The 26,144-nt window shown below is 71.9% G+C and carries 25 protein-coding genes; 13 read left to right on the top strand and 12 right to left on the bottom strand.

Translation table 11 applies throughout. The annotated features are described in order from the left end of the window. Positions 1-45: 45 nt before the first annotated feature. From ITX44_RS07360 to ITX44_RS07340, 5 genes are all read left to right on the top strand, one after another. Positions 46-1,131 (top strand): terpene synthase family protein, encoded by a 1,086-nt coding sequence (locus ITX44_RS07360; RefSeq protein WP_205356207.1) that lies wholly within the window; start codon positions 46-48, stop codon positions 1,129-1,131. Between the two features lie 5 nt (positions 1,132-1,136). Beyond that, positions 1,137-2,336, top strand: a complete 1,200-nt coding sequence (locus tag ITX44_RS07355) for a cytochrome P450 (protein WP_236060239.1) — start codon at positions 1,137-1,139, stop codon at positions 2,334-2,336. Positions 2,337-2,847: 511 nt separating this feature from the next. Then, positions 2,848-4,161 (top strand): MFS transporter, encoded by a 1,314-nt coding sequence (locus tag ITX44_RS07350; RefSeq protein ID WP_372440852.1) that lies wholly within the window; start codon positions 2,848-2,850, stop codon positions 4,159-4,161. A 154-nt stretch (positions 4,162-4,315) separates the two neighbouring features. Continuing rightward, positions 4,316-5,221 carry a TIGR03621 family F420-dependent LLM class oxidoreductase gene (locus ITX44_RS07345; protein ID WP_205356205.1) on the top strand — a complete coding sequence of 302 codons (906 nt, stop codon included), beginning with the start codon at positions 4,316-4,318 and terminating at the stop codon, positions 5,219-5,221. Positions 5,222-5,449: 228 nt separating this feature from the next. Next, positions 5,450-5,851, top strand: a complete 402-nt coding sequence (locus ITX44_RS07340; RefSeq protein WP_205356204.1) for a DUF7919 family protein — start codon at positions 5,450-5,452, stop codon at positions 5,849-5,851. Positions 5,852-5,997: 146 nt separating this feature from the next. Here the strand turns inward: ITX44_RS07340 and ITX44_RS07335 are convergent, their stop codons facing one another. Together ITX44_RS07335 and ITX44_RS07330 are read right to left on the bottom strand one after the other, a co-directional pair. Beyond that, complete coding sequence (locus tag ITX44_RS07335; protein WP_205356203.1) at positions 5,998-6,960, bottom strand: WD40 repeat domain-containing protein; 963 nt, start codon at positions 6,958-6,960, stop codon at positions 5,998-6,000. Positions 6,961-7,008: 48 nt separating this feature from the next. After that, a complete protein-coding gene (locus tag ITX44_RS07330) occupies positions 7,009-7,422 on the bottom strand; it encodes a hypothetical protein (protein WP_205356202.1) in 414 nt (137 codons plus the stop codon). Positions 7,423-7,678: 256 nt separating this feature from the next. Here ITX44_RS07330 and ITX44_RS07325 point away from each other — a divergent pair, with 256 nt between their 5' ends. Next, a complete protein-coding gene (locus ITX44_RS07325; protein ID WP_205356201.1) occupies positions 7,679-10,849 on the top strand; it encodes a discoidin domain-containing protein in 3,171 nt (1,056 codons plus the stop codon). 87 nt (positions 10,850-10,936) lie between these two features. Here ITX44_RS07325 and kilB read toward each other — a convergent pair whose 3' ends face one another. The 3 genes from kilB to ITX44_RS07310 all read right to left on the bottom strand — a co-directional run bounded on the left by kilB (position 10,937) and on the right by ITX44_RS07310 (position 12,404). Beyond that, positions 10,937-11,404 carry a plasmid transfer protein KilB gene (kilB, locus tag ITX44_RS07320; protein WP_205356200.1) on the bottom strand — a complete coding sequence of 156 codons (468 nt, stop codon included), beginning with the start codon at positions 11,402-11,404 and terminating at the stop codon, positions 10,937-10,939. Continuing rightward, positions 11,347-11,667: a hypothetical protein gene (locus tag ITX44_RS07315; RefSeq protein WP_205356199.1), complete on the bottom strand. Its 321-nt coding sequence runs from the start codon at positions 11,665-11,667 to the stop codon at positions 11,347-11,349. Before ITX44_RS07315 ends, kilB begins: the two co-directional genes overlap by 58 nt. Before the next feature lie 128 nt (positions 11,668-11,795). Beyond that, positions 11,796-12,404: an NAD(P)-dependent oxidoreductase gene (locus ITX44_RS07310; protein WP_205356198.1), complete on the bottom strand. Its 609-nt coding sequence runs from the start codon at positions 12,402-12,404 to the stop codon at positions 11,796-11,798. A 161-nt stretch (positions 12,405-12,565) separates the two neighbouring features. Here ITX44_RS07310 and ITX44_RS07305 point away from each other — a divergent pair, with 161 nt between their 5' ends. Next, positions 12,566-12,988: a winged helix-turn-helix transcriptional regulator gene (locus ITX44_RS07305; RefSeq protein WP_205356197.1), complete on the top strand. Its 423-nt coding sequence runs from the start codon at positions 12,566-12,568 to the stop codon at positions 12,986-12,988. Between the two features lie 32 nt (positions 12,989-13,020). Here the strand turns inward: ITX44_RS07305 and ITX44_RS07300 are convergent, their stop codons facing one another. From ITX44_RS07300 to ITX44_RS07290, 3 genes are all read right to left on the bottom strand, one after another. Further along, positions 13,021-13,692: a TetR/AcrR family transcriptional regulator gene (locus tag ITX44_RS07300; RefSeq protein ID WP_205356196.1), complete on the bottom strand. Its 672-nt coding sequence runs from the start codon at positions 13,690-13,692 to the stop codon at positions 13,021-13,023. A 76-nt stretch (positions 13,693-13,768) separates the two neighbouring features. Next, positions 13,769-14,626, bottom strand: a complete 858-nt coding sequence (locus tag ITX44_RS07295) for an aldo/keto reductase (RefSeq protein WP_205356195.1) — start codon at positions 14,624-14,626, stop codon at positions 13,769-13,771. A gap of 146 nt (positions 14,627-14,772) precedes the next feature. Then, positions 14,773-15,693: a helix-turn-helix transcriptional regulator gene (locus ITX44_RS07290; RefSeq protein WP_205356194.1), complete on the bottom strand. Its 921-nt coding sequence runs from the start codon at positions 15,691-15,693 to the stop codon at positions 14,773-14,775. A 147-nt stretch (positions 15,694-15,840) separates the two neighbouring features. Between ITX44_RS07290 and ITX44_RS07285 the strand changes: the two genes are divergently transcribed. Beyond that, positions 15,841-16,794 (top strand): aldo/keto reductase, encoded by a 954-nt coding sequence (locus tag ITX44_RS07285; RefSeq protein WP_205356193.1) that lies wholly within the window; start codon positions 15,841-15,843, stop codon positions 16,792-16,794. A gap of 390 nt (positions 16,795-17,184) precedes the next feature. Next, a complete protein-coding gene (locus tag ITX44_RS07280) occupies positions 17,185-18,390 on the top strand; it encodes a cytochrome P450 family protein (RefSeq protein ID WP_205356192.1) in 1,206 nt (401 codons plus the stop codon). A 61-nt stretch (positions 18,391-18,451) separates the two neighbouring features. On the opposite strand, the gene ITX44_RS07275 is transcribed toward ITX44_RS07280, so the two are convergent. After that, a complete protein-coding gene (locus ITX44_RS07275; protein ID WP_205356191.1) occupies positions 18,452-19,249 on the bottom strand; it encodes an SDR family NAD(P)-dependent oxidoreductase in 798 nt (265 codons plus the stop codon). Positions 19,250-19,357: 108 nt separating this feature from the next. Here ITX44_RS07275 and ITX44_RS07270 point away from each other — a divergent pair, with 108 nt between their 5' ends. Continuing rightward, positions 19,358-20,275: an AraC family transcriptional regulator gene (locus ITX44_RS07270; protein ID WP_205356190.1), complete on the top strand. Its 918-nt coding sequence runs from the start codon at positions 19,358-19,360 to the stop codon at positions 20,273-20,275. 189 nt (positions 20,276-20,464) lie between these two features. Here ITX44_RS07270 and ITX44_RS07265 read toward each other — a convergent pair whose 3' ends face one another. After that, positions 20,465-20,974, bottom strand: coding sequence for a CGNR zinc finger domain-containing protein (locus tag ITX44_RS07265; RefSeq protein ID WP_307795139.1), 510 nt, complete (start codon positions 20,972-20,974; stop codon positions 20,465-20,467). Positions 20,975-21,011: 37 nt separating this feature from the next. Here ITX44_RS07265 and ITX44_RS07260 point away from each other — a divergent pair, with 37 nt between their 5' ends. The 3 genes from ITX44_RS07260 (at position 21,012) to ITX44_RS07250 (ending at position 24,566) form a co-directional block, all read left to right on the top strand. Further along, positions 21,012-21,713: a hypothetical protein gene (locus tag ITX44_RS07260; RefSeq protein ID WP_205356188.1), complete on the top strand. Its 702-nt coding sequence runs from the start codon at positions 21,012-21,014 to the stop codon at positions 21,711-21,713. 155 nt (positions 21,714-21,868) lie between these two features. After that, positions 21,869-23,620 (top strand): SpoIIE family protein phosphatase, encoded by a 1,752-nt coding sequence (locus ITX44_RS07255; RefSeq protein WP_205356187.1) that lies wholly within the window; start codon positions 21,869-21,871, stop codon positions 23,618-23,620. A 217-nt stretch (positions 23,621-23,837) separates the two neighbouring features. Then, positions 23,838-24,566 (top strand): haloacid dehalogenase type II, encoded by a 729-nt coding sequence (locus ITX44_RS07250; RefSeq protein WP_205356186.1) that lies wholly within the window; start codon positions 23,838-23,840, stop codon positions 24,564-24,566. On the opposite strand, the gene ITX44_RS07245 is transcribed toward ITX44_RS07250, so the two are convergent. Both ITX44_RS07245 and ITX44_RS07240 read right to left on the bottom strand, forming a co-directional pair. Continuing rightward, positions 24,552-24,956 carry a BlaI/MecI/CopY family transcriptional regulator gene (locus tag ITX44_RS07245; RefSeq protein WP_205356185.1) on the bottom strand — a complete coding sequence of 135 codons (405 nt, stop codon included), beginning with the start codon at positions 24,954-24,956 and terminating at the stop codon, positions 24,552-24,554. The genes ITX44_RS07250 and ITX44_RS07245 overlap by 15 nt on opposite strands. A 96-nt stretch (positions 24,957-25,052) precedes the next feature. Next, positions 25,053-26,018 carry an acyl-ACP desaturase gene (locus tag ITX44_RS07240; protein ID WP_205356184.1) on the bottom strand — a complete coding sequence of 322 codons (966 nt, stop codon included), beginning with the start codon at positions 26,016-26,018 and terminating at the stop codon, positions 25,053-25,055. Between the last annotated feature and the right edge of the window lie 126 nt (positions 26,019-26,144).

The raw sequence follows: 26,144 nt of genomic DNA, 5'->3' as shown, positions 1-26,144 counted from the left end.
TTGCTGTCTGAATCCGTTCGGCTCCTCGCACAGGAGATCCGGCCTGTGGCCGACATTTCTCGCACCGCTCCTCCCCCGCCGGGGCCCGGGATCGCCGCCGCTCGGGCGCGTCATCTGGCGTGGGTCCGGCGGTTCGGGCTGATCGGGGACGAGCGGCATGCGGCCCGGTACGCGCGCTGGCGCATCACCGAACTCGGCGCTCTCACCTATCCGGCCGCCTCGGGCGCCGACCTCGACGTGACGGTGGACACGCTGGGCTGGTTCACGCTGCTGGACGACCAGTACGACGGCACCAGGCGGTTCCGGGCCGGTGAACTGGCCGATCTGCGGGACGAGTTGATGGACCGCATGACCGGAAGGGCGACCGGTCCGAGCCGGGTTCCGCTGGTCCGGGCCTGGGCGGACCTGGGTCCCCGGATCCTGGCGGGCATGTCGCCGCGGTGGCAGGCACGCGCTGCCGCGTCCTGGCGCGAACTGCTCGACGCCTGCGTGGTGGAGGCGGATCTGACGGCGGAGGGGCCGCGCGCCGTCGAGACGTACCTGACCGTCCGCCGGGCGGCCGTGATGGGCGACTTCGCGTCGGTGCTGCTGGAGCGGGCGGCCCGTTGCGAACTGCCGGACCCGGTGTGGGAGGACCCGCACATCGCCCGGGTGCGCCTGTGCGTGGCCGATGTCGCGCTCCTGCTGAACGACCGCAACTCGCTGCCCAGGGAGCTGGCCCGCGGTGACGACGTCAACCTGGCGGTCGTCCTGCACAAGGTCCGCGGGCTCTCCGTCCCACAGGCGCTGGAGGAACTGCGGACCCGGGAACGGGACGCCGTCGCGCAACTCGCCGCCGAGCGGCAGGCGTTCCTCGACTCCCACCGGGCCCGTCCGACCGTACCGCCCGGTCCGGACGCGGTGACCCGCTTCCTCGCCGGGGCGCAGGACATGGTCACCGGACTGCGCGCCTGGTACGCGACGACCGGACGCTACGCCGGCCCGGAAACCGCTCTCGGCGCCGCCGGGGACGTCGCGGACATCCTCACTCCGCTCCCCCGCAGCGCCGCCGCCCCGGCCGACGGCGGCCGGGGACCGGCCCGAGCCCGACCACCGGAGCAGCCGTGGACGCCGCCATACCGCCCGGATTGACCAGCATGCCCGACCCGTACCCGCTGCTGGCCCGGTTACGGGCGGCCGGGGACGTCCACCCGCTGCCCGACGCCGCCACCCCCTCCTGGGTCGTCACCGGCCACGCGGCGGTCCGCGCCGCGCTGCGCGACGGCCGCCTGAGCAGCGATCCCGCCCGCGGCCCGGGCGGCACGCGGCCGGACCAGGACAACCACGTCTCCCGGGCGGCGTTCGCCCGCTCGATGTTCACCTCCGACCCGCCCGAGCACACCCGGCTGCGGCGGACCGTGACCCGGACCCCCACCTGGCAGCGCATCGCGGACCTGCGCCCGTACATCGAGCGGACGGCGGCCGGCCTGATCGGCGCCCTGCCGCTGTCCCCGGCCGCCGGGCCCGCCGACGCGGTCGAGGCCCTGGCCGCCCCGCTGACCGTGCTCACCATCTGCCGGCTGCTCGGCCTCCCGTCCCGGGACCACCACGACCTGCTGCGCTGGTCCCACGAGCTGATGACCGAACAGACCGACGCGGCCACGCGCGCCGCGAGCACCGCGGGCCGGCAGCGCCTCACCGGCTACCTCGCCGGCTTCGTGCGCGACCTGGCCGCCCGGCACCGCCCGGGGGCCGTCGCCCGCTCCTCCGGCGGTCTCGTCCACGACCTGGTGAACGCCCCGCCCGCCGAGCGGCTGACCGACCAGGAGATCCTCACCACCGCGATGCTGCTGCTGGTCGCCGGGCACGAGACCGGCACCGGCCTGACGTCCGCGGTCGTCCGCCACCTGCTGTGCGACCCGGACCGGGCGGCCGCCCTGCGCCGGCGGCCGCTGGCCGTGCCCGCCGCGGTCCAGGAGGTCCTGCGCTACGACGGCCCGGTCACGATGACGGTGCACCGTACCGCCCTCACCGATGTACGGATCGCGGAGCGCGTCGTCCCGGCCGGCCACCACGTCTTCCTCTGCCTCGCCGCCGCCAACCGCGACGAACGCGCCTTCCCCGACCCCGACACCCTTCTCCTCGACCGCCGCTCCAACCGCCACCTCGGCTTCGGCCACGGCGTGCACCGCTGCCCGGGCTCGTCCCTCGCCCTCCTGGAGACCCGCGTCCTCACCGAGCTGCTGCTCCGTACCGCCGACCTGTCGCTCGCCGTCCCGCCGGACGCTCTTCGCTGGCGCCGCGGCAAGGTGCGCTGCCTGGACCGGCTCCCGGTGGAGGTCCGGGCGCGGGGGTGAGGGCTGCGCTTCTACGGGGCTGCCGGGGGCTCGGTCCGGCCGCGTTCGTGGGCCGGCCGCCGGTGCCAGGCGTATTCACGTGGCGGACCCCGTGGCACGAGTGCCAGGCTGCGGCCATGGGTTCCCACCTGGACGGCGGCGGCCCGCATCGACGGTGACCGCGAACTCGCCGAGGCCGCCTGCCGGATCGTGTCCATCGTCCGCTGAGCTGAATTTCCCAGGTCGAGCCTGCACAGGAACGCCTGCGCCGACTCCGAAATCGGCTTTCGCGTCGGAGCGCCGCGGGCTACTGTCCGGGCAGGGAGTGATCCACGAGGAGCTGAGACATGGCCGGTCGTCCGAGCGCGCGTTGACGTCGTAGGCCGTCGTCGGCCTGTCATCGCGTGCCGCCCGTGATCCGTGGGCACAGCGAGCCTTCCCCCGCCTGAACCGTCGGTGCGTCCTGCCGGGCGCCGGGTGGCGGGCCTCGTTCTCGGCAATCCAAGGGATCCCCGTGTCGTACGACTCCTCCATTTCATCTGATACGTTCGGTTCCGGTCGATCCGTACCGGCCGGCTTGTGGCGGGACGCCGACTTCCGCAGGCTCTGCGCGGGCCAGACCGCCTCCCAACTCGGCGAGCACGCGAGCCTGGTGGTCCTGCCACTGATCGCCGTCCTGACGCTCAACACCGACGCCGGCCGGCTGGGCGTCCTCCGCGCGGTGGAGCAGGCGCCGATCCTGCTCCTTTCGCTCTTCGCCGGCGCGTGGGTGGACAGGTGGCGGACCCGCACGGTGATGGTGCTGGCGGATGCCGGCCGGGCCACGGCCCTGGGCGCGGCCGTCGTGGCCGGCGTTCTCGGCGTACTCGGCCTGCCGGCCCTGCTCGTGGTCGCCTTCGCCGTCGGGGCCCTGTCCGTGTTCTTCGACGTGGCGTATCAGGCGTCTCTGGTACGGCTGGTGAGACGCGATCAACTGCTGCGGGGCAACAGCGCGCTGGAGGGCAGCCGGTCCGCGGCTCAGATCGGCGGCCCCGCTCTCGGCGGCACGTTGGTGTCCCTGCTGTCGGCACCGATCGCCATCGCGTCCAGCGCGCTGTTCTTCGTACTGTCGTTCCTGTCGATCCGGCAGATCCGCCGGCCCGAAGCGATCCCTCAGCGCGCGGAGCGTCCCCGTCGGGTCCGGCGGCGGATCCAGGAAGGCCTCCGCTTTGTCGTCGGCGATCCCTTGCTGCGGGCCGTGGGCCTCGCCTCGGCCGCCTTCCAGTTCTCCTTGGCGACCATGATGACCGTCTATCTGCTCTTCCTGCCCCGGGTCCTGCACCTGCCGGGCACCGCCGTCGGGCTGGCGCTCGCGGCGACAGGGCCGGGCGCGCTCCTGGGCTCGCTGCTCGCCGGCCGCCTGCCGAACCGATTCGGTTACGGCGTGGTGCTCGTGACCTCGGCGGCTCTCGGTGACGGCGTGATGCTGTGTGTGCCCCCGCTCCACGGACCTGCCGCGGTGACGGTCCCCGTGCTCGTGGCGGTCAACTTCGTGTTCGGCGCCATCGGCCAACTGGTCGACGTCACGGTCATGGCCGTCCGGCAGGCCGTCACCCCGGACGACATGCAAGGCCGCGCGGCGGCGACGATCACGTTCGTCGGGATGGGCCTGACCCCGATCGGCTCCCTGCTCGGCGGCTTTCTCGCGCAGCGGTGGGGGCTGCGCACCGGCCTCCTGGTGACGGCCGCCGGCATGCTGCTGTCCCCCGCCGTGATGGCGCTGTCCCCGCTCGCCCGCCTGGGACGTACGTTGCCGGCACCAGCGGTCGGCTCCCTGTGCGGCTCGCACCGCTGGGAGGGTGAATGAAGGGGTGGCCGGTCCCGTTGCCCGTGCGTCGCGTGCGGACAAATCGGGGGCCTGCCCCTACTGTCTGTCGCGCGGCAGGCTGGGCGACCCCGGTCGTCGGCCCCCGTCAAGGCCTCGTCGGCCCCCACGGCACACCGAAGGGTGGACCACCGTCATGTGTCCCGCCGCGCACCCAGAAACCGCGTCCGCAGCGGTCGGCAACCCGCGCCCGTTCCGGTTCGGCGTCAGTCTGTTCTCCACCGGCTCGCGGACGGCTTGGCAGAGCAGGGCCCGGCAGGCAGAGGACCTCGGCTACGACGTCCTGCTGGTCCCGGACCACTTCGGGATGCCGGCCCCCTTCCCCGCTTTGATGTCGGCCGCCGAGGCCGTCTCGATCCGGGTGGGCACCCTGGTCCTCAACGCCGGCCTCCACAATCCCGCGCTGCTCGCCAGGGATGCCGCCGAGGTGCACCGCCTCACCGAAGGCCGCCTGGAAGTGGGACTCGGCGCGGGCTACCAGCCGGCGGACTACGAAGCGGCCGGGCTGCCGTATCCGAGCGCCGCCCAACGCGTCGAGCACCTGGCGCGCACCATGCGGGCGCTGCGCGAACCGGTCTCACCGGACGACCAGTCGCCCGGTGCCGCGCGAACCCAGGGTCCGCCGCTGCTGCTCGCCGGCAGCGGGGAAAGGATGCTGCGCCTCGCGGGACGAGAGGCCGACATCGTCGGTTTCCCCCTTGAGGCCGGCGTCGACGGAGGCGCAGCGCCCGCACAGGCCCTCGCCCGCCGGGTCGCCGTCGTACGGGAGGCCGCCGCCGACCGGGCCGACCCTCCGGAGCTCAATCTCCTCGTCGCCCTCGTGGCACTGGCGCCCGCCCAGCCCGACCCGTCGCCCCTGCGTCCCCTGCTCCCCGGCCTGACCGACGAGCAAATCCTGGCGCAGCCCTGCGTGCTCTCCGGCTCGGCCCGGGAGATCGCAGACGAGCTCTTGCGCCTCCGCGAATCGCTCGGGATCACGTATTTCTCCGTCGTCGAGCCCAGCATGGCGGCATTCGCCGAAGTGATCGCCCTGCTGCGCTGAGCGGGACGGTCCCGGCGTGTCCGCCGGCCCAGCGGCCGGCCATCGGCGGGGCTTGAGGAACATCGGAGGCGACGCTTGTGGGAAGCTCATGCGGTCACTTCCGTGTGCTGCTGATGGGAGGCGGTCCTGAGGAACTTCCGGCTCGGGCCGCCATTTCGTGAACCTCGTACGGAGCGGCCGGGGCGCTGCACGTTGGCGCCGATCGGCTGTGGTCGGTAGACGATCGCCATGACGTACTACCGCGACCTGACTCCGTACACGTACGGCAGCGACGACTGGGACCTGGCGGGCCGCTGGCAGGGCATCCCGCTGCTGACCGTGGGGTGGCTCAGCCGCGGCAGGCGCTACGCAAAAGGAGCGCCGCCTGCGGGGCTGGCAGAGGCGCTGAAGCGAATGGCCCGGACGCATCGGGCCGCGCAGACGCGGGGGCGCCATGTCTGCCCTTGGTGTTCCTTGCGGCTGTTCGGACCCCGTGGAGACATCCCATGGGGCAGCGCAGAGATACGCGTCATGGGCGACGACCTCGCCTACGTGGCTCCTGAGCTGGTTGCGCATTATGTCGAAGCCCACCGGTACTTGCCGCCGGCAGACTTCGTGAACGCTGTGCTGTCGTCAGGTACTTTCTCCTGATCGCGGGACTCAACGACGACCGGCTGATGTGCGCCGGGCCGGCGCCGCCGGAGGCGACTTGCCCCGCGGCCGCCCGCTCCCGTGGGCAGCGCAGGGCTCTTACGGCTCGCTCGGGTTGGGCACACCGAATATCCACAGCTCGCGGGTCAGGAGCCGCCTGAGCGTTGTGGAACGCCAAGCGTCTGAACGACGACGTCCCCGTTGAACGCACCCGTGGCGAGCAGCACCGTCCCGTCCGCGCGGGTCACGCAAGAGGCAGCCTGGCCTCTCCAGGAGTGACCGGTGGGTTCGCCGGTGACCGCGTGCCGCTGGCGCACGACCTCGTCCGCGCCGAAGGTGAACAGCATCGGCTCGCCGGCAAGATGGACCGCCGAGGCCAGGACTGTGTACTCGCCCATTTCAACGGGGTGCCCGATCGGCTCCCCGCTCTCGGCGTCCCACCGGTACAGGATGTCCTCGTTGTCGGAGGCCGCGATCAGTGTCCTCCCTCCGGCCAGAGGGAGCATCACGACCTCGATGACCCAACCGGAGGCTTCGAGCGGCATGCCCAGGGCCTGGCCGGTGGCGGCGTCCCACCGGCGGACGCACCCGTCATCGCCCCCCGACGCGATCATCACCGTATGGCCGGGCAGCTCCTGTACGGCAACACATTTGACGCTGGTCCCGTGCCCGACAAGCGGCTTCCCCAGGGCGATGCCGGTTTCCGCGTCCCAGCGGTGGATCTCTCCGCCGTTACCCGCTCCTACCAGTACCGCCCTGCCGTCGAGCAGACGGGCCGAGGCGAGACCCCACACCGTCTCGTCGCGCGGCTCGCATCCGGGAAGCACCTGCCCGGTGAGCCCGTCCCACCGGGCAACACCCCTCTCGCCCGCAGCCGCGACCACCCACCGTCCGTCGGCCAGCCGCACCGCGGCCAGAGCGTTCCCGCCCCCCAGCGCATCCGACGAACGCCACAGCAGCGCGCCGGTATCCGTATCCCAGCGGCACACGCCGTCCCGGCCGTTGCTGTTCGAAACCAGCAGGACCTGACCCGCTGGGTCGGCTGCCAAGAGCACTGGCCCAGCCGCGCCCTCGTGCGCACCGGCGATCCGGACGCTGTCCCCGCTCATCGCCGGCAAGGCATCCCCTCGGTTCCCTCCGCACCCACGGGACGAGGCTCAGCCGCGCACTTGTGCAGCGCCTGAAGAGCCACGCCTGTCCTCGACATGGACGACTCGCAGTTCGGTGCCGTCCAGGTGGCGCTTGGAGCGTCCGAACAGCCCGACGGCGAAATCCTCTTGGCCGCCGGGCTCGTCGGGCGCGACATACGTGAGGACGTCCTGGTGGTCACCGGTGACCACCCACCCGTCGGCGTCCTTGACGTCGATCACCCCGAAGTCGGCCGCCGGAGAACCTGCGTGAACGGGACCGAACGTCCCGAGGATTCCGGTGGCCTGCTCCGCAAGGTCGCCTTCGGGAGCGGTCAGCACCACACAGGTGCCATGTTCGAACAGCACCCACGACAGATCGGGGTCAGTGAGAAGGCGCTGCCAGACGTCGACGAGCATCTCGGTTTTCACGGCGATCATCATGCCGCAGGGCACCGACATACGGTCACGACCACCGGACGTCGTCCACGCATACGCACCACCTCAACCCGCGAGCCCACCGGCCTCAAGCCCCTCAGCCCCCACCAGGCCACCCCGCGTCCCACCGGCTGGGCCGCCACCGGCGAACCCCCCGCAGATCTCCTTGCGCCGTACATCTTGACGTCGCCCGTCGCGCCAAGAAAGATCGGGCTCGCCGCAGTTTGACAACGTTGTCCAGCAAGCGTGAAGGAGAATCCTCGTGTCCCAAGACTCGGGTGGACTGGGCAGACGGCGATTCACTCAGCTCGCCGCATTGACCGCGCTGGCGGTGACCGGTTCGGTGACCGTGGGGGCCGCTTCAGGGAGCGCGGCTCCGGCGGATGCCGGGCCGGCCATGGGGGCCGGGGCCGCGGGGCCGCCGGACGAGGTGGCCGCGGCGTATTACCAGGCGCTGCTGACGCACACCCGGTGGGCCGAGACGCAGTGGGACGCGAAGGCCGGGCGCTACACGGCGACGGACTACAATTTCGCGGTCGTGCTGGGCAACGCCGTGCTGCTGACCCGCGGTACGTACGACGCGGACCGCGCCGGGGTGGACTTCGAGACGCTGCGCTCGCACACCCTGGTCTCGATCCAGCACTTCGCCGCGTCCAACCGGCTGACGGGCGGCACCGAATGGGGCCGGACCCTGTTCTTCGACACCACCTTCCAGCTCTACTTCGTGCTGGCCGCGCGGCTGCTGTGGGACCAGTTGGACTCGGTGACGCAGGGGCACGTCGACACGATCGTGCGGGAACAAGCCGCGTACACCACCTCGTTGGGCACGGCCGCCGACCCGGCGTCGAGCCCCTGGACCACCAACGGCCTGCACGGCGGCTTCGTCGGCGACACCAAACTGGAGGAGATGGGGGTCTACGCCCAATCGCTGGCCCCGGGCCTGGCCTGGGCGGCGGACGACCCGCGCTACGCCGACTGGATCAGGGCGTACGGCGTGTGGAGCCGCAACGAGACGGGGCTGCCGGCGGCCGACCTGGCCAACCCGGCGCTGGTCGACGGTGTCCCGGTGAGCGCCAACACCGCGCAGAACCTGTACGACACCTTCATCGTGGAGAACCACGGGTCGTTCGGGCCGCACTACCAGGAGGAGTTGTGGCGCACCTCGGGCCGCAACTCCGTGCACTTCATCACCGCGGGCCGGCCGCTGCCGGAGGTGCTCACCGCGCAGCCGAACGCGCGGCAGTTGTGGCACACCCTGCTGCTGATGATGAGCGATTCGGGCGAGCCGCTGATGCCGATGGTCGCGGACCGCGAGCACCTGTACGGGCGGGACGTGATCCCGTTGGCGTTCCTCGCCCAGGTGGCGGGCGACCGCTCGGCGGCGTGGGCGGAGGCGGCGATGGCCACGCGCCTGGCGCCGTACCAGGCGTACCCGCCGCTGTACCGGCTGGCGAAGTTCTCCGGTGAGCCGAAGTACGAGCCCGAGGCGCGGGCCGAGGTCGCCATCAGTTACCTGCTGCACGAGTGGCGGGCGGCCAACGGCGGCACCGTGACGCCGCTGTCGGACCAGCAGATGCTCGAACAGGCCGCCGGGGCCAAGGACTTCGGCTCCGGCCCGGGCCTGGTCGCGCACCGCACCGCGGCGGCCTGGGCGGCGGCGGTCAGCAAGCCCGGCTTCGTGAAGTTCGCCTGGCAACCGGCGCACGACGACTGGCTGTTCACCGTCAGCGCCGCCACCCCGATGTTCCTGCCCGGCAGCGGCGGCAAGGTGCTGGGCCGTTCGGTGCGCACGTACTGGGAGATCCGCGACGGCATCGAGGCGACCGCGACGCTGCTGGCGCTGGACTCCGGGTTCGCCGGGTTCACCACGCTGCCCGGCGGCGAGGTGGTGTACGCGACGACCGGCACGGGCGCGGGCGAAGGCGCCCTCACCGTGCAGAACCTGACCATGCCCGGCCTGGCGGGCCTGGACGGCAGCCGTACCTACACCGCGGCCGAGGGCAGTGCCGATGTGAAGGCCCAGGACAACGGTGGCACGGGCCCCGGCGCCGGGCCACGTGTCGACACCCTGACGCTGCCGCAGTCCACGTTTCGGTACGTGCGCATGCTCGGGATCACCGGCCATCCGCAGTACGGCTATTCGCTGTACGCCTTCGAGGTACGGGAGGGCGCGGACGGCGCCGACCTCGCGCAGGGTGCGGCGGTGACCGCTTCCTCGGCGGACACCGGGAAGGGCGCGGCGCTGGCGGTGGACGGCAACTCCACGACGCGGTGGGCGGTTTCGGTCGCCCAGCGGACCCGGCCGGACAGCTGGCTGGCCGTCGACCTGGGCCAGCCGCGTGCCTTCGACCGGGTCACGCTGCGCTGGGAGGTCGCGGCCGGCCGGGCGTACCGGATCCAGGGCTCGGCGGACGGCACGACGTGGACGGACCTGGTCCGTTTCCCGACCGCGGACCTGTCCAGCCGCGGCGGCTGGCTGTCGGTCGACGGCCGGGCCGGCCTGGTGGTACGCGGCGCGGCCAACCCGCTGTCGGTGTACGGCGATCTGGTGGTGCTCTCGGACGGCGCCGCCGAACCGCTACTGGCCGAGGGCTACCCGGACGGCGACCCGGCCACGGTACGCGCCGCCGCCGCGCGTCCGGCGCCGCAGGCCCAGCACCCCGCGGTACGCACCAGCACCGCGGGCGGTCACCTGAGCCTGTTCAACCTCTCCGGCGCGCCGGTCACGACGACGGTGTCCGTCCCCCAGGACCCTTCCGCCGTCACGCTGTTCGCCGGCACCCAGGTGGTGACCGCGGACGGCACCGATTACTCGGCCGTGCTGGACGCCGCCGCGGCGACGATCGCACCCGCCCGCTTCAGCGTGCGCTCCCGTCGCGGCGGGTCCGTCCCCGTGGGGCTGCGGGCCGAGGTGGTGGACGCCGCGACCGTACGGTTCACCGGGGCCCGCGCCCATCTGGAGCTCACCACGCCGGCGGGGGCCCGCGTCCGCGCCGAGGTCCGCCCGGACCGTACGAGCGAGGTGACCGTGCCCGGCGGCACACCGTACCCGCTGGCGGACGCGGCGCTGGGCCGCGACACCTTCCCCACCGGCCCGCTGCCGGCCGGGATGTCGGACCCGGCCGCGGCGGTCGACGGGGACCCGGCGACCTCGTGGCGGCCCGGACCTGACGGCCGCATGGTGGTCGACCTCGGCTCGGCGATCCCGGTCCAAGAGGTCCGGGCGGTCTGGACCGGGGCCGGAGTGCCCGCGGCGACAGCCGAGTTCAGCACGGACGGCCTCACGTACGCCCCCGCCGGCGCGCTGCGGCACCAGGGCCGTACGTCCTCGCTCGCCGTGACCGCCACCGCCCGCTACGTGGCACTCGCGGTCACCGGCTGGACCGAGGAGAACGCCGGCCTGATACAGCTGGAGGTCGTGCCGGCGCAGTAGGGAACCGCGCCCCCACCCGGGGGCCGGCCGCCCGGACCCGTCCACCCGGTCCGGGCGGCCGGCCCGCTCCCCCGCCGTCGGCTCCACTCAGCGCACCAGGGGCGAGGCGCCCGACACAAAGGCCTCGATCGCCTCGCGAGCCTCCGCGTCGCGCGCCTCCCAGTCGGCCTGGTCCCGCGCGTTCGACAGGTCCCAAGTGCTCCGGTACGCGTTTTCGGCCGCGCGGACCACGCCCTCGTCGTCGGTGAGGAGCTTGACCCGGTAGAGCGCCTGCCGGGCCAGGGTACGCAGCCGGTGCGCCTCGTCGCGTACGACGACGAAACCCGGCCCGTCCGCATCCTCCTGCCCTCGGTACCAGCGCGCCGCCTGCCCGTGGCGGTAGTCCTCTGCCGCCGCGGCGAACGCGCCGAAGCCGGCGATGCGTTCCTGCCGCAGCGCCTCGGACCGGGCGAACCCCTCGGCACGCGCGGAGGCGGCGCGCTGGAAGACGTAGGTGATCACGGACCCCAGCAGGGTGCCCGCGACAGCGACGACACTGGTCCAGATGGCTTCCACCGGGCCAGCCGATCACAACGGGGAGGCGGGGCGGGGCCGTTCGGGACGATCGGGGCGCCCGAGCCGTGCAGGACCACGTCGCCGCGGTCGGCGACGTGGCACAGGAACTGCCATTTCGGGGCGTCGAGCCGGTAGTCGACGGGCCGGTCGGGGCTGCGGTCCAGCGCGGCGTCCAGCAGCCGGTCGAAGGAAGCCGCTGTCCGCCGGTCCGGGCGGAAGTCCGGTCGCGGCAGCCAGTACGCGGGAAGCTCCACCTTCGTCACTTCAGCGAGGGCGGGCCGGAGGGATCCTGCTTCGGATGGGCCGGCCGCCGCGCTCCCCGGATCGCGGCGGCACGGCCAGGGAGCGCCGCTACGGCGTCAGCCGGCAACCGCGTCGATCGGCGACCGCGTCAGTTGGCGGCGGTGAAGCGGGCGCGGCGGAAGGCCGGCTTCTCGATCTCGTCGAGGAGGGCGACCGCGAAGTCCTCGGCGGAGATCGAGTCGCCGACCGGGGAGTCGGTGCCGATCTTGAAGGAGCCGGTGCGCTCGCCGGGCTCGATCAGGGGCGCCGGGGAGAAGAACGTCCAGTCGACGCCCTCGCCCAGACCGCGCAGGTATTCCAGGCCCTCGGCGACGACCTGGGCCTCGGGGAGGTAGATCTCGGGGAAGTCGGGCTGGTCGACGATCCGCTTGCCGTCCACCAGCAGGGAGCCGGCGCCGCCGATCACGAGCAGCCGCGAGCCGCTGAGGGTGTCCACCAGGGTGCGCAGTGTGGTGAGGTACTCCCGCACGTCCCCGCCGGTACGGCTCGGCCCGATGGCCGAGACGACGACGTCGGCCTCACCGGCGATGCCGGCGGCCACCTCGGCGTTCCCCGCGTCGCCGCGCACCGCCCGCACCGCGTCCGGCAGGTCGCCGCCGGTGCGGGTGATACCGATGACCTCGTGTCCGCGCGACAGGGCCTCGGCCACCACCCGGCTGCCGATCATGCCCGTCGCTCCGTAGACCGCGATCCTCATGGTGTCGCTCCTTCGTCCTCGATCCGGTGCCGCCGGCCGTCCGCCGCAGGTGACCGCCCGTGGCCTCAGTATCGCTTCGGTCCTGGTCACCGGCCTGTCAGCCGGCACGTGCCGACAGTAACCAATGGATACTGAGTACTTCAACGTGCTATAAGTACCTCATGGTTACTATTGCGGCTCCACGTCTGATCGACCGGCTGCGGTCGCAGCGGACCCAGGCGCCCGAGGGGGACCTGTTCGACCCGGACTGCCCGACCCGGCTCGTGCTCGACCGCATCGGCGACAAGTGGACCGCGCTCGTCGTCCTGCTGCTGAGCGACGGCCCGATGCGGTTCTCCGAACTGCGCGGGCAGCTCGGCAGGATAGCCCCGAAGGTGCTGACCCAGACGCTGCGCCGGATGGAGCGGGACGGCCTGCTCACCCGCGAGGTCTTCGCGGAGGTGCCGCCCCGGGTGCAGTACACCCTCACCGACCTCGGCCACTCCCTCAGCGGACCGCTCGCCGCCATCGGCGACTGGGCCGAGGCCAACGTCGGCCGGATCACGGCCGCGCAGACCGCCTACGACGCCGTGCCGGGCAACTGACCGCCGCCTTTCGCCGGAGGCGCCGCGGCAGGTCAGGCCCCTGATGTGCCACGGGCTACAGGGGACGCGGCAGGGCGGACGAGCAGGCCCCGCAGCGCGGACAGCGCGAGCGTACGGGCGTGCTCCTCGGTGAGCGGGTAGTGGCCGGTCAGGCGGCGGAAGATCAGCGGGCCGAAGAGGATGTCGATGGCGTCGTCGACCGGGACGGCCGGGTCGGCCGCGCCGGACGCCACGGCGCGCTGCCACAAGCCGGTGATGGCCGTGCGGCGGCCGGCCAGGAAGTACGCCCGGAAGTACGCGGCGCCCGCCGAGTCGTCCACGCAGGCCGCGACCAGCTGGGCGAACACCTGCCCGCGCTCGCCGGCGTAGAAGGCGCTGACGCGTACGACCTGCTCGGTGAGGTCGTCCACGGCCGATCCGGTGTCCGGCAGCGGAAGTTCCTCGGCCATCATGCGTCCGAACGCCTTGGCCGCCACCGCCGTCCGTGACGGCCAGTGCTTGTAGATGGTGGCCTTGCTGACCCCGGAGCGGGCCGCGATGGCGTCCACCGTCGCGGCCGGCAGCCCGCCCTCGGTCAGCAGTTCCTGGGTCGCCAGCAGTACGGCTTCATGGACGCGCTGGCTGCGCGGCCCGGTGGGGTGCGCGACGATGCCCAGGCTCGCCGGCTCGGCCCGCGGGTCGGCATCGGTTCTGCGCTGTGGCATCGTCGCGCTCCTCTCCCGGCGGCAGTGCGCGCCGCGCGGTGACGATCAGGTGTACGGCGGTCGGCGCCGCGGAGTCTCAGACGGCCGCGGCGAGGGTCTTGAACGCGTCGTCGTCGAGCTCGATCCCGGCGGCCCCGATGTTGTCCTCCAGGTGCGCCACGCTGGACGTGCCCGGGATCGGCAGCATGACCGGGGAGCGCTTGAGCAGCCAGGCCAGCGCGAGCTGGGAGGCGGAGGCGCCGTACTGCTCGGACAGCGTCGCCAGCGGGCCCTCCGGGCCGGCGAGCTCGCCGGTGGCCAGCGGGAACCAGGGGATGAAGCCGATGCCCTGCTCGGCCGAGTAGTCCAGCAGGGCCTCGGCGGACCGGTTGGCCAGGTTGTAGAGGTTCTGCACGGTGGCGATCGGGGTGACCGCGGCGGCCGCCTTGGTCTGCTCGACGGTGACCTCGCTCAGCCCGATGTAGCGGATCTTGCCCTCCTCCTGCAGCTTCTTCAGCTCGCCGACCTGGTCCTCCAGGGGCACGGCCGGGTCGATCCGGTGCAGCTGGAACAGGTCTATGCGCTCCACGCCGAGGTGGCGCAGGCTCAGCTCGGCCTGCTGGCGCAGGTACTCCGGCCGGCCGATCGGGGTCCAGATGCCGGGCCCCTGCCGGCTCAGCCCGGCCTTGGTGGCGATGACCAGGTCATCGGCGTACGGGTGCAGGGCCTTCTTGATCAGCAGCTCGGCGGTGAACGGGCCGTACGAGTCGGCGGTGTCGATGAAGTTCACGCCCAGCTCGACGGCCCGCCGCAGGACACGCACCGCCTCGTCGGGGTCCTTGGGGTCGCCCCACACGCCGGGGCCGGTGAGCTGCATCGAGCCGAACCCGAGGCGGGTCAGGGTCAGGTCCCCCAGAGCGAAGGTGCCGCTCGCGCGGGCGGGGGTTTCGGTCATGGCCGACTCCTCAGAATTAGAACGAGTCCTCAGAACTGAACTGTACGTTCAGTCTACTGGGCGCGGCAAAGAGGGCTCTGACCTGGTCTTTTACGGGCTTGTGGTGAATCGTGCTCCGGCCTCCCGGCCGGGCGAACCGCGACGGATCAGAGCGACCCGGGCTGAGGAGAACTGCGGGCGGGCTGTACCGCCCGAGATTGCGTGGCCGCCCAGGTGGCGAGGAGTTTGAGCCGGTCCTCGGATGCGGTGCCGGGTTCGGCGGTGTAGATGATCATGTCGTGCACGGCACGGCCCGACAGGGGCAGGTCGAGGGACTGGAAGGTCAGCTCCAGGGGGCCGACGTCGGGGTGCTGGAGCCGTTTGACGCCGTCGTGGCGCATCAGGACGTCGTGCGCGGCCCATTGGGTGCGAAACTCCGGGCTGAGGGTGGACAGCTCGCCGACGAGTTCACGCAGTGCCCGGTCGCGGGGCTCGCGCCCGACCTCGGCGCGCAGCAGGGCGGCGGTGGCGGCACCGGCGGCGTCCCAGTCGACGAAGAAGTCGTGTGCGCCGAGGTCGAGGAAGATATAGCGGGCGAGGTTGGGGCGGCCGCGCTTGTCGACGGTGGCGCTGTCGAACATCGGCGCGAACAGGGCTCGGGCCAGGGCGTTGCCGGCGACGATGTCCGTGCGGCCGTTGCGTACGAACGCCGAGGACATCGTCATGGAGTCGAGCAGCCACTGGACCCGGGGCGGGACCTCGACGTCCCTGCGACGCGACGGCGTGCGACCCGCGTGCCGCGATGACCGGGCCAGGTCGAACAGGTAGGTGCGTTCGTCGTCGTCCAGTCGCAGGGCACGAGCGACCGCGTCAAGGACGTCTTCGGACACGCCGCCGATGTGCCCCTTCTCCAGCCGCGTGTACCACTCCGTGCTCACGCCGGCAAGGACGGCGACCTCCTCGCGCCGCAGCCCGGCGACCCGGCGGCGGGTGCTGGTCGGCAGTCCGGCCTGTGCCGGGGTGATTTTGGCGCGTCGGCTGGCAAGGAAGTCCCGGATTTCGCCGCGGTTTCCGGGCTGTTGGTCCATGTCATTCATGGTAGCCGCTGGTCACGGCGCAAGGGGGGTTGAGGTTATACCCCCATAGACGCGACCTTCTCCGGTGGCGGCGATCGCGGTCTGCTGGGATGCGAAACGTTCCGACACGATCCCAAGAACGAACAGCAGAGGTAAGACATGACGAGCAAGGCGCTGACTGTGCCGGCGGTGGCGTTGGGCACATGGGCCTGGGGAGACAGCGGCGAGGCAGGCGACGGCTACTTCGGCAGTCAGCTGAGCGAGTCCGGCCTGCGAGAGGTCGTCGAGAAGGCGCAGTCGAACGGGTTCACCTTGTGGGACACCGCCGTGGCGTACGGCATGGGCCGCTCGGAGACTGTCCTCGCCCAGGCACTGACGGGCTATCACCGCAGCGAGTACCAGCTGTCGACGAAGTTCACCCCGCAGCTCGCGGGCGACGGCGACGATCCGGTCGCGGACATGCTGGAGCAGAGCCTCGACCGAATGAATACGGACTATGTGGATCTCTTCTGGATCCACAATCCTGCCGACGTGGCACGATGGACGCCGCCTCTGATCCCGCTGCTCAAGAGCGGCAAAATCAAGCATGTCGGCGTCTCGAACCACAACATGGAGGAGATCGCCCTTGCCGATCAGATCCTCGGCGAGGCCGGCTTCCGCGTGGAGGCGGTCCAGAACCACTACAGCCTCCTGTACCGGAGCTCTCAGCGCGCGGGCATCCTCGACCACTGCCGCGAGCACGACGTGCGGTTCTTCTCCTACATGGTCCTCGAGCAAGGAGCGCTGACCGGCAGGTACAGCCCGGCGAATCCGTTGCCGGAGGGGAGCAGCCGGGCGGGCGCGTACAACGGCATCCTGCCCCAGTTGCAGGCGCTGACGGACCGGATGGGGGTGATCGGCAAGGACCGAGGCGCGTCCGCCGCCGATGTCGCCACCGCCTGGGCCATCGCCAAGGGGACCACCCCGATCATCGGGGTCACGAAGGCGGGTTACATCGACGGGCTGGTCCGAGCTCGCGGCATCGAGCTCGCCGACGAGGAGATCGCGGAGCTGGAGGCGCTGGCGGATGCCGCGGACGTCGACACGCGCGGCTGGTGGGAGCACGAAATGTAGAGTTGCCGGCCGGCAGGTGAAGGTTCACCCTCCCCGAAAAGTCCACCATTAAATGTTGGCCGCGCACTCCAGCCCGCATTCTCGCCTGCAGACCGATCCCAGGCGCGGCTGTATCAAGAATGGTCATGACCGACTCCCCCGCGAGTCGCAGATCCCAAAACTCCAGGGAATGAGCGCGCGCCTCGAATTCGACTGAATCACTTCACACGCTCCGCGCCCTTTGATGCAGGGCGCGGAGCGTGCAGTCCCATTCGCACTTTTCTCCATCGACCACCGCCCTCGGCACTTGGGACGCGCACAGCTCGTCGCCGCCCGGTTCGACTGGATTCATCCTTCTTCGAAACGCCGCCCGCTGCTAGCGTCGGGACGAACCGGGGCAGGGAGCAGGCGATGGCAGCAGCCGAGGTGACCGATCTGGTGGCGATGGGCGAGGACTTCGTCCGAGATCCGTATCCGGTGTACGCGGCGCTGCGGGAGCGCGGCCCGGTGCACAAGGTGCGGATTCCGGAGGGTGCGGAGGCGTGGCTTGTCGTAGGGTACGAGGCCGGGCGGGCCGCGCTCACGGATCCACGGTTGTCCAAACTGTGGAAGAACGCCTCTCCCTCCTTCCCGATCGCCAGCCCGTCCGCGGGGCCGCACATGCTCAACTCCGACCCTCCGGACCACGAACGGCTGCGCAAACTGGTCGTCCGCGAATTCACTCCGCGCCGGATCGAACAGCTCGCGCCGCGCGTGCGGCAGATCACCGACCAGTTGCTGGACGCGATGGTGGCGCTGCCGGAAGGGCGGGCCGACCTGGTCGAGGCGCTCTCGTTCCCGCTGCCGATCTCGGTGATCTGCGAGCTGCTGGGCGTGCCGATGCTGGACAGGGCCGCGTTCCATGCCTGGACCGGCACGATCCTCACCGACCCCGACCCGGGAGCGCGGCTGGCGGCGACGCGTGAAGTGGCCGCTTATCTCGCCGAGTTACTGGAGCACAAGCGCCTGGCTCCCGGCCAGGATCTGATGAGCGCCCTGATCCGCACCACCGACGAGGACGGCGCCCGGCTGTCCGCGGACGAGTTGCGGGGCACCGCCTGGCTGCTGCTGGTCGCGGGGCACGAGACCACGGTGAATCTGATCTCCAACGGCGTACTGGCCCTGCTGACCCATCCCCGCCAACTCGCGGCACTCCGCGAGGACATGACGCTCATGGACAACGCCGTCGAGGAGATGCTGCGCTACGACGGGCCGGTCGAGACGCCCACCTTCCGGTTCACCACCGAGCCGGTCCGGATCGGCACTACGGTCATCCCCAGCGGTGAGCTGGTCCTCGTGGCCCTGGCGGACGCGGACCGCGACCCCGCACGCTTCCCCGACCCCGGCCGCTTCGACGTCCGGCGACCCGCCAACGGCCATATCGCCTTCGGCCACGGCATCCACTACTGCCTCGGCGCGCCGCTCGCCCGCCTGGAGGCCCGTATCGCGATCCGCGCCCTCCTGGAACGCTGCCCCGACCTCGCCCTCGACGCCCACCCGGCCGCCCTGACCTGGCGTCACGGCATGCTCATCCGCGGCCCGCACAAGCTGCCGGTCCGGTGGACGACGTCGGACTGAGCACGCCACGCGCCCGCGCCAGGGGCGTCAAGTGGTCGTCATCGCATCGCTTCGGCTCCGGTCAGCGCAGGCGGGTGGCCGCGATCCCGCCGTCCACGTCGAGCGTTGCCCCGTGGATGAACGGCGCCTCGTCGGAGGCGAGGAAGCGGACCGCGTACGCGATGTCGATGGGGCGTACGGGAGAGCCCGCGGGAGTGCCCTTCGTCATCTCGGCAAGCTGATCCGCGAACGCCGCATTGCCCCGGGTGGCAGTCGCTCCCGGTGCGACCGTGTTCACGCGGACACCGCGCGTACCGTACTCCGCTGCCCAGGCCCGGGTCAGCTGCTCCACAGCCGCCTTGGTCGCCGGGTACAGAGCCTTGTAGGGGACGCCCACCCTGGCCATCCACGAGCCGATGTTCACGATGACACCGGATCCGCGCTCGGCCATACGCGGCGCGAGGCCGGCGACGAGGACGTGCGGGGCACGGATGTTGGTCGCCCAGAGCGCCTGCATCTCGTCATCGGTGACCGTCTCGGTGAGCGTGCCCGGATACACGCCCGCGTTGTTGACGAGGATGTCGACGGTTCCGCCGAGTGCGTCCTCGGCCCGCTGAGCGAAAGCACGGATGCCGGCCGGTTCGGCGCCGAGGTCCGCGGTGAGCGCGTGCGCCCGCCCGCCGGCCTTGACGATCGCGTCCACTACGCCTTGCACTCGGCCGGCGTCCCGTCCGCTGACGACGACCTCGGCACCCGAAGCGGCAAGGACCCGGGCGACCGCCTCACCGATTCCGGCCGACGACCCGGTGACCAGCGCGGTACGTCCGGCAAGCACGGTGTCGGGGGTGAGAGAGGCCAGGAGCTCTTCATTCGTTCGCATGCCTCGATCCTCGTGCCGCGGGCCGCCCTGCGGCTTGCCCGGCACGATCAACCCCTTGCCAGATCCTGTCCCACGGTGCGACCAGCGGGGATGAGGTTGGATGACGGTATGGAACAGGCGACTGCACAGAGCCTCGACCGAGCGGCCGAGGTCGTGTCGCGGCGTGCGCGGGACCGGGCGCCGGCGGAGGCGCTCGGGCTGCGACTCAGCCACGTCACCGCCCCGACCGAAGTCGGGTACCAGCGCTACACCCCCTCCCTGTCCGTCGTTCTCGCGGGACGCAAGCGCTCGATCGTCGGCGACGACGACCAGGTCTGGGGCCGTGACCGGTTCATCATCACGCCGGTCGACATCCCTGTCGTCGCGGGTGTCGTCGAAACGGACCCGCAGCGCGGCTTCCTGGCTGCCATATGGCAGCTCGCTCCGACCCTCGTCGCCGAGGTCGCCGCCGCAATGCCGCGCAACGACCGGCCGTTCTCGGAGATCGACCGGCTCGGCACCTGGTCACCCGCCCTGGCCGACGCATTCGCCCGCCTGATCGGCCTGCTCGACGAGCCCGAGCACATCCCCTTTCTCGGCCCCCTGATCGCACGGGAGATCGTGCTGCGCCTCCTGCAGACCGATCAAGCACCCCGCGTCCTTGCCGCGGTCGACGAGGGCGACCCCGTCGTGCCGCGCGCCGTGGGCCTTCTCACCGACCGGATGGCTGAGCCGTGGTCGATGAGTGCGCTTGCCGCCGAGGTCCGCACCAGCCAGCCGACGCTGTTCAGACGCTTCAAGGAAGCGACTTCCATGACGCCCATGCAGTACCTCAAGCGTCTTCGCCTCGGCGAGGCCCGTCACCGTATGGTCGTCCTCGGGGAGTCCGCAGCGCAGGCCGCCTCCGCGGTCGGCTACCGAAGCGCCCCTCACTTCTCCCGCGATTACCGCCACCTCTACGGACAACCGCCCGCCGCGGATGGTGCGCGCCTGCGCGAACAGCTACGGCGAGGAGGAATCGACAGCTGGCTCAGTCCGGGCGCATGACGCACCCTTTCGCCGGAGCGCACCGGCGCTGAGCGGGGCACGCACGGATTTCGGTGCGGGATACGGCCTGCGGTGTCCACTCGGGGTCCGGACCGTCGTCCATGGCCAGGGCGACCGCCCTGCCTTCCTTTCGCGCAACCCCGCTGCCGACGACGGTCCCGGTGGTCGGTGAACGCCGGCTGCCCGTGGTCAGCCCGTCTCCTTGCGGCGGGCGCGGTAGGCGGCGACCGTGGTGCGGCTGGCGCAGGCGTTGGAGCAGAAGCGGCGGGTGCGGTTGCGGGAGTCGTCGACGTAGAAGCGTTCGCAGCCGATCGCGCTGCAGCGGCCGATGGTCACGGCCGGGTCGCCGCAGACGACGTGCGCCAGTGCTGCGGAGCAGCTGCGCCCGAGCCAGCTCACGGCGTCCTCGCCGTTCGCGGCGAAGTGCAGGTGCGGTGAGCCCTCGCCGTCGTGGTCGTCGACGTGGATCAGCGGTGGGTGTTGTGCGAGCAGGGCGTTGACGGGGCCGATCGGCCCGGAACGGGAGGCTGCCTCCACCGCGTCGCGCAGCCCGGGCAGGAACGCGGAGAGCCGCTCGGTGTCCGGCTCGGCGATCCGGTGCTGACGGAACATCTCCCGGCGCAGCTCACTGGGATCGTCGCCGTTGACGATCTCGACCGCGATGCGGGTCAGATTCCCGATGTAGTCGACGTAACGCACTTGACCACCTACCTCGCCCACCTGAAGAGTAGGCATCATGACTATGGATGCCACCTACATGATGCGCGGCGGAACGGCCGCCGCGCGAATGCTGCACCGCGCGGGCCGGTGGGACGAGGCACTGCACGCCCTGCCGGCCGACGCCGTGGCGGAACGGGCCGAGATCCTGGTGGACAGCTTCTTCTGGCGACTGGACGACTCCCGGGCGGCCGAGCAGGCCGTCAGCCGGCTCCTCCCGTCCGAACCGGTCCTCGCCGGGTACCTCGACGCACAAATCCGCTACACCCGGCAGCTCTTCGGGCTGAGCCCGCTCCCAGACGACCTCCCGCGGGCCCGCGAGGGCTTCGCCACTGCCGCGGCCGACGCGCGACTGGCCGGCTGGGCCACCTTCTGGCTCGGCGTCCTCGCCGACAACATGGACGGGGACCCCGGCGCGGCCGGATCGGCCTACCGGCAGGCACTGGAGCACGCCCGGGAACGGGGTGACGCGCTCCTGGAGTCCTACGCCGTACGCCACATCGGCGGCCACCTCCTGGCACAGGACCGGGAGCAGGGCATCACCCACCTGCGCCGCTCCTACCACCTGCGGGCAGCCCTCGGCGCCCGTCCACAGACCGCCGCGGCCGCCCTCACCCTCGGCGGTGAGCTGCCTCCCGGAGCCGAGGCCGACGAGCTCCGCGAGATGGCCGGCCTGACCGCCCGCGACCTGGGACTGACCTGGCTGCTTCGCGCGCTCTGACGGCCCGGGGACACACGTGAACGGCGACGCGGCAGCCTGCGGCCGGCCAGCCCGCCCACGGGCCCAGTGCGTCCTGCTGCCGAGCACGAGCCGTGCGATCCGCGGCGCGTGGAGAGGATCAAGCAGGGCACAAGCGTGGACAGGAGGTGCTGGGCATGGCCGATCCGCATGTTGTCGGGCACAAGGCACCGGATCGGTACGAGAACCTGCTCGCCACCGTTCTGGAGTCCGTCGATGCCGGGGTGTACGCCGTCAACGAGCAGGGACTGATTGTCGCGGTGAACCGGCGGGCTGAACGACTTCTGGCCCGTCACGCCGTCGACCTGCTCGGGCAGGACGCCCATGACCTGCTGCACCGGGACAGTGCGGGAAGGCCGGCGCCGCGCTCCGCGTGCCCGGTGATCCGCGCCATGTTCGCCGACCGCACGACGTCCCAGGTCGATGCCTGGGCCGAGCGCGGCGACGGCTCCCTGCTTCCGGTCTCGTCCCTCGTCACGCCCTTCCGGGTCGGCGAGGAGACAACCGGTGCGGTCGTGGTCTTCCACCAGCGCACCGCGGCGGAGACCGCCACGAGAGAAGTGGATCCCGCCACAGCGCCGTTGTCGGAGGTGGAGCGCCTCGCGCTGCTGGCGGAGACCACCACCCGCCTGACATCGACGCTCGATTCCCAGGAAGCACTGCGCCGGCTGATCCGCCTCGTGCTGCCCAGGCTCGCCGACTGGGTGGTCGTCGACCTCGTGGCCGAGAACGAGGAGGTGTGGCGGACCAGGGTGGTGCACTACGAGGACGGCGCCCTGACGGACCGCGAAGAGCTGTGCGGGCCACTGCCCCCGATACCGCAGGATTCCCTGCTGCCGCTGCCACGGGCCTTGCGGGCGGCGGTCTCCACGGTGGCGACTCCGGCCACGTACGAGGGGCGGCTGGACTCCGGTCTCGCGGTCGAGCAGCGCCGGCTGTTCAAGTCCACCGGAATGCACTCCGCGATCGTCGCGCCCATCCGGGGGCCACGGGAGACCCTGGGCGCGCTCACGCTGGGCCGGGCCGAGCGCAGCGCCCGCTTCACCAACGACGACATCGCGCTGCTCGACGACATCACCCGCCGGGCGGGCATCGCCCTGGAGAACGCCCGGCTGTTCCAGCGGCAGCGCCGCGTCGCAGAGACCATGCAGCACCATCTCCTGCCCAAGCTGCCCACCCTGCCCGGACTCGAGGCGACCGTCCGGTACGTGTCGGCCCCCGACGCCTCGCAGGTGGGCGGCGATTGGTACGACATGTTCCCCCTTCGGGACGGGAGCCTGGCCCTGGCCGTCGGTGATGTGGTGGGCCACGATCTGGACGCGGCGGCCGGCATGGCGCAACTCCGCAACATGCTGCGCGCACACGCCTGGACCCAGCCCGAGGGGCCGGGTGCGATCATCCGCCAGCTGGATGACACCGTGATGCATGTGACTGACGTGTCCATGGCCACGGTCCTCTTCGGCCGGCTGGAGGGCAGCGCTGCCGCCGGCTGGCGGCTGCGGTGGAGCAACGCGGGCCATCCTCCGCCGCTCCTGATCGACGCCACCGGGCGCGCCCGGTTCCTCGACAAGCCGCATGGCATGCTCCTGGGGACGGGCTTGTCGCCCGACCGGAACGAAGGCACCGTCGACCTGCCGGCCCGGTCCACTCTGGTGCTCTACACCGACGGCCTGGTGGAAGCCCCCGGCCGCCCCCTGGACGAGGGCCTGGAGCGCTTGCGCCGGCACGCCGCCGCCCTTGTCCACCGCCCGCTGGAGGGTTTCTGCGATCAGCTCCTCCAGCGCGTCCGATCCGCCAGGAACGAGGACGACATCGCCCTTCTGGTGCTGCGCGTGCCGGACCGGCCCCCGGAGGCGACCGAGGCCGAGCACGACGCGTGGCCCCGCTGAGAGCGCGCCGTATCGCCGGGTGCTGTGTGATCCGGCCGCAGCGGGGCAGGTGGGACAGTGCCACCCGGGGGGGACGAGGAGGACGCATGCCCCAGCCGGACCGTACTGCCGAACCGTGGGGAATCCGCACGCCGTACGGGCCGGGCGAGTCGTGGCCGGTCCGCGTGGACACCTTCCCGGCGCGTCCGGGCCTCGCCGAAAGCCATGGCAAGGACCTATGACGCCCCAGGATGACGGCACCCACGGCCTGGTCCGGCTGGTGCTCTTCGACATGAACGAGACGCTCAGCGACATGGCGCCGCTGCGCAGCCGGTTCAAGGAAATCGGGCTTCCCGGGCACCTGGCCGCGACATGGTTCGCCGGTGTGCTGCGCGACGGCATCGCGCTGACCGCCGCCGGGGGCTGGGCAAGCTTCGGCGACGTCGCCGACGACGTGTTGCGCGGGCTGCTTGCAGGGCGGCGCGGGTGGCAGGGCGATCCGGACCGGGCGGTGCGTGCGGTCCTGGACGCCGTGAACGACCTCGACGTGCATCCGGATGTCCCGGACGCGATACGTGGCCTGCACGCCGCCGGGCTGCGGCTGGCGACTCTCACCAACGGTTCGAGGACGACCGGCGAGCGCCTGCTGGCTCGCGCCGGCGTGCTGCCGCACTTCGAGGCGCTGCTCGACGTCGACGAGCCGCGAGCCTGGAAGCCCGCTCGTGCCGCGTACCACTGGGCCGCGGAAAGGCTCGAGGTCGAACCGGCCCGGATCCTCCTGGTCGCCGTTCATCCGTGGGACATCGACGGCGCGGCCCGGGCCGGAATGCGCACCGCGTGGGTCAACCGCGGCGGCGGGCCCTATCCGCGGACGATGACCGCCCCCGACCACACCGTGTCCGACCTGCGGGAACTGGTCACCGGGCCGGCCGCGGGCGGCACCACCACGGGTTCACGAGGGAAATGAACCAGGCTCCCGATCCGTCAGCGTGTACGCACCTGCGCGGCGGTGGCGTGAGCGTGCATCGCGGCCTCGAACAGCCGCTCCGTGTCGTGTGCCGTGATGGCCAGGCTGACGCAGCAGGCCGTGATCAAGGCCGCGAACGCCACCGTCGCCCCGTTGCGGCGGGGCGTGGGCGGAGCTGGCCGCGGCCCTCCGCCGGCGGGCCACCAGGCCCTTGTCGCACAGCCGGGTCAGGATCGTCAGCACCGTCGTGTAGGCCGCGCCGGTCACGCTCTGCTGGACCACGGCCGCGGTCACCGGCCCGCCGGCCGCCCGCAAAGCGGCCAGCACATCCCCTTCCGGCTCACCCCGCCCGCGCCGCCGGGCCTCCTGCCGGCCGTCCTTCGGCGTCACCCGGCATCTCCTCCCCTGTCGTCCGCGGGGTCCTCGCCGGACGTGCCACGCTACTGCGAGGCGCGGAAAATCAGCCGTCCCGCACTGACCTGCACGTCAGGTCCGGGCCGCGCGGCGGGCGAGCAGGGCCGCGCGCCTCTCGTCGAAGCGCACGGCCTGGTCGTCCAGCCCGCCCATGAACAGCCCCAGTTCCTCCTGGGCCCGCAGCCCCTCGTGGCCGAGGCCGCCGCGCTCCAGCACCTTGAGGTGGCGCAGCACCGGGAGCAGCACGTCGTCGTGGTGAATCCGCAGGTTGTAGATCCCGCCGATGGCGATCCGGGCCGCCGCCCGCTCGAACCCCGGCATCCCGTGCCCCGGCATCCGGAAGGCCGTCACGACGTCGCGGATGGCGGCCAGCGCCGGGTCCGGGGCCAGGTCGAGCGCCGCGGCCAGCAGGTTGCGGTAGAAGACCATGTGCAGGTTCTCGTCGGTGGCGATCCTGGCCAGCATCCGCTCGCACACCGGATCGCCGGACTCGCGGCCGGTGTTGCGGTGCGAGACCCGGGTGGCCAGTTCCTGGAAGGCCACGTACGCCACCGAGTGCAGCATGCTGTGCCGGTGGTCGTGCTCGAACCCGTCGGACATGTGCTGCATCCGGAACCGCTCCAGCTCGCACGGGTCGACCGCGCGGCTGGTCAGCAGGTAGTCGCGCATCACGATCGCGTGCCGGCCCTCCTCGGCGGTCCAGCGGTGCACCCAGGTGCCCCAGGCACCGTCACGGCCGAAGATCGTGGCGATCTCGTGGTGGTAGCTGGGCAGGTTGTCCTCGGTGAGCAGGTTGACCACCAGCGATATCCGGCCGACCTCGGAGACCTTGGACTGGTCCTGCCGCCACGCCTCGCCGCCCATCATCCCGTCGAAGTTCCGGCCGTCGCTCCACGGCACGTACTCGTGCGGCATCCACTCCTTGGCGACGCCGAGATGGCGGTCGAGCTCGCGTTCCACGACCTCCTCCAGCGCGTACAGCAGCCGCGCGTCGCTCCACGCGTCGGAGCGGGCGAGAAGGGGCGTGGTGGGGATCACGAGGGCTCCTGAGGGGCAGAGGTCAGGCCGCCACGTACGAGCTGACCGGAACGAGGACGTACAAGGACCAGAGTGAGTACGTGGCCGGCCGGCCCGCCCTGCGGCGCATGTCGGGCGAACGCAGCG

Origin of the sequence: Actinacidiphila acididurans, assembly GCF_016918855.1 — a bacterium.
Lineage (GTDB): Bacteria > Actinomycetota > Actinomycetes > Streptomycetales > Streptomycetaceae > Actinacidiphila > Actinacidiphila acididurans.
Note: the sequence above shows the minus strand (reverse complement) of the source record. Positions and strands in the feature narration are given on the sequence as shown.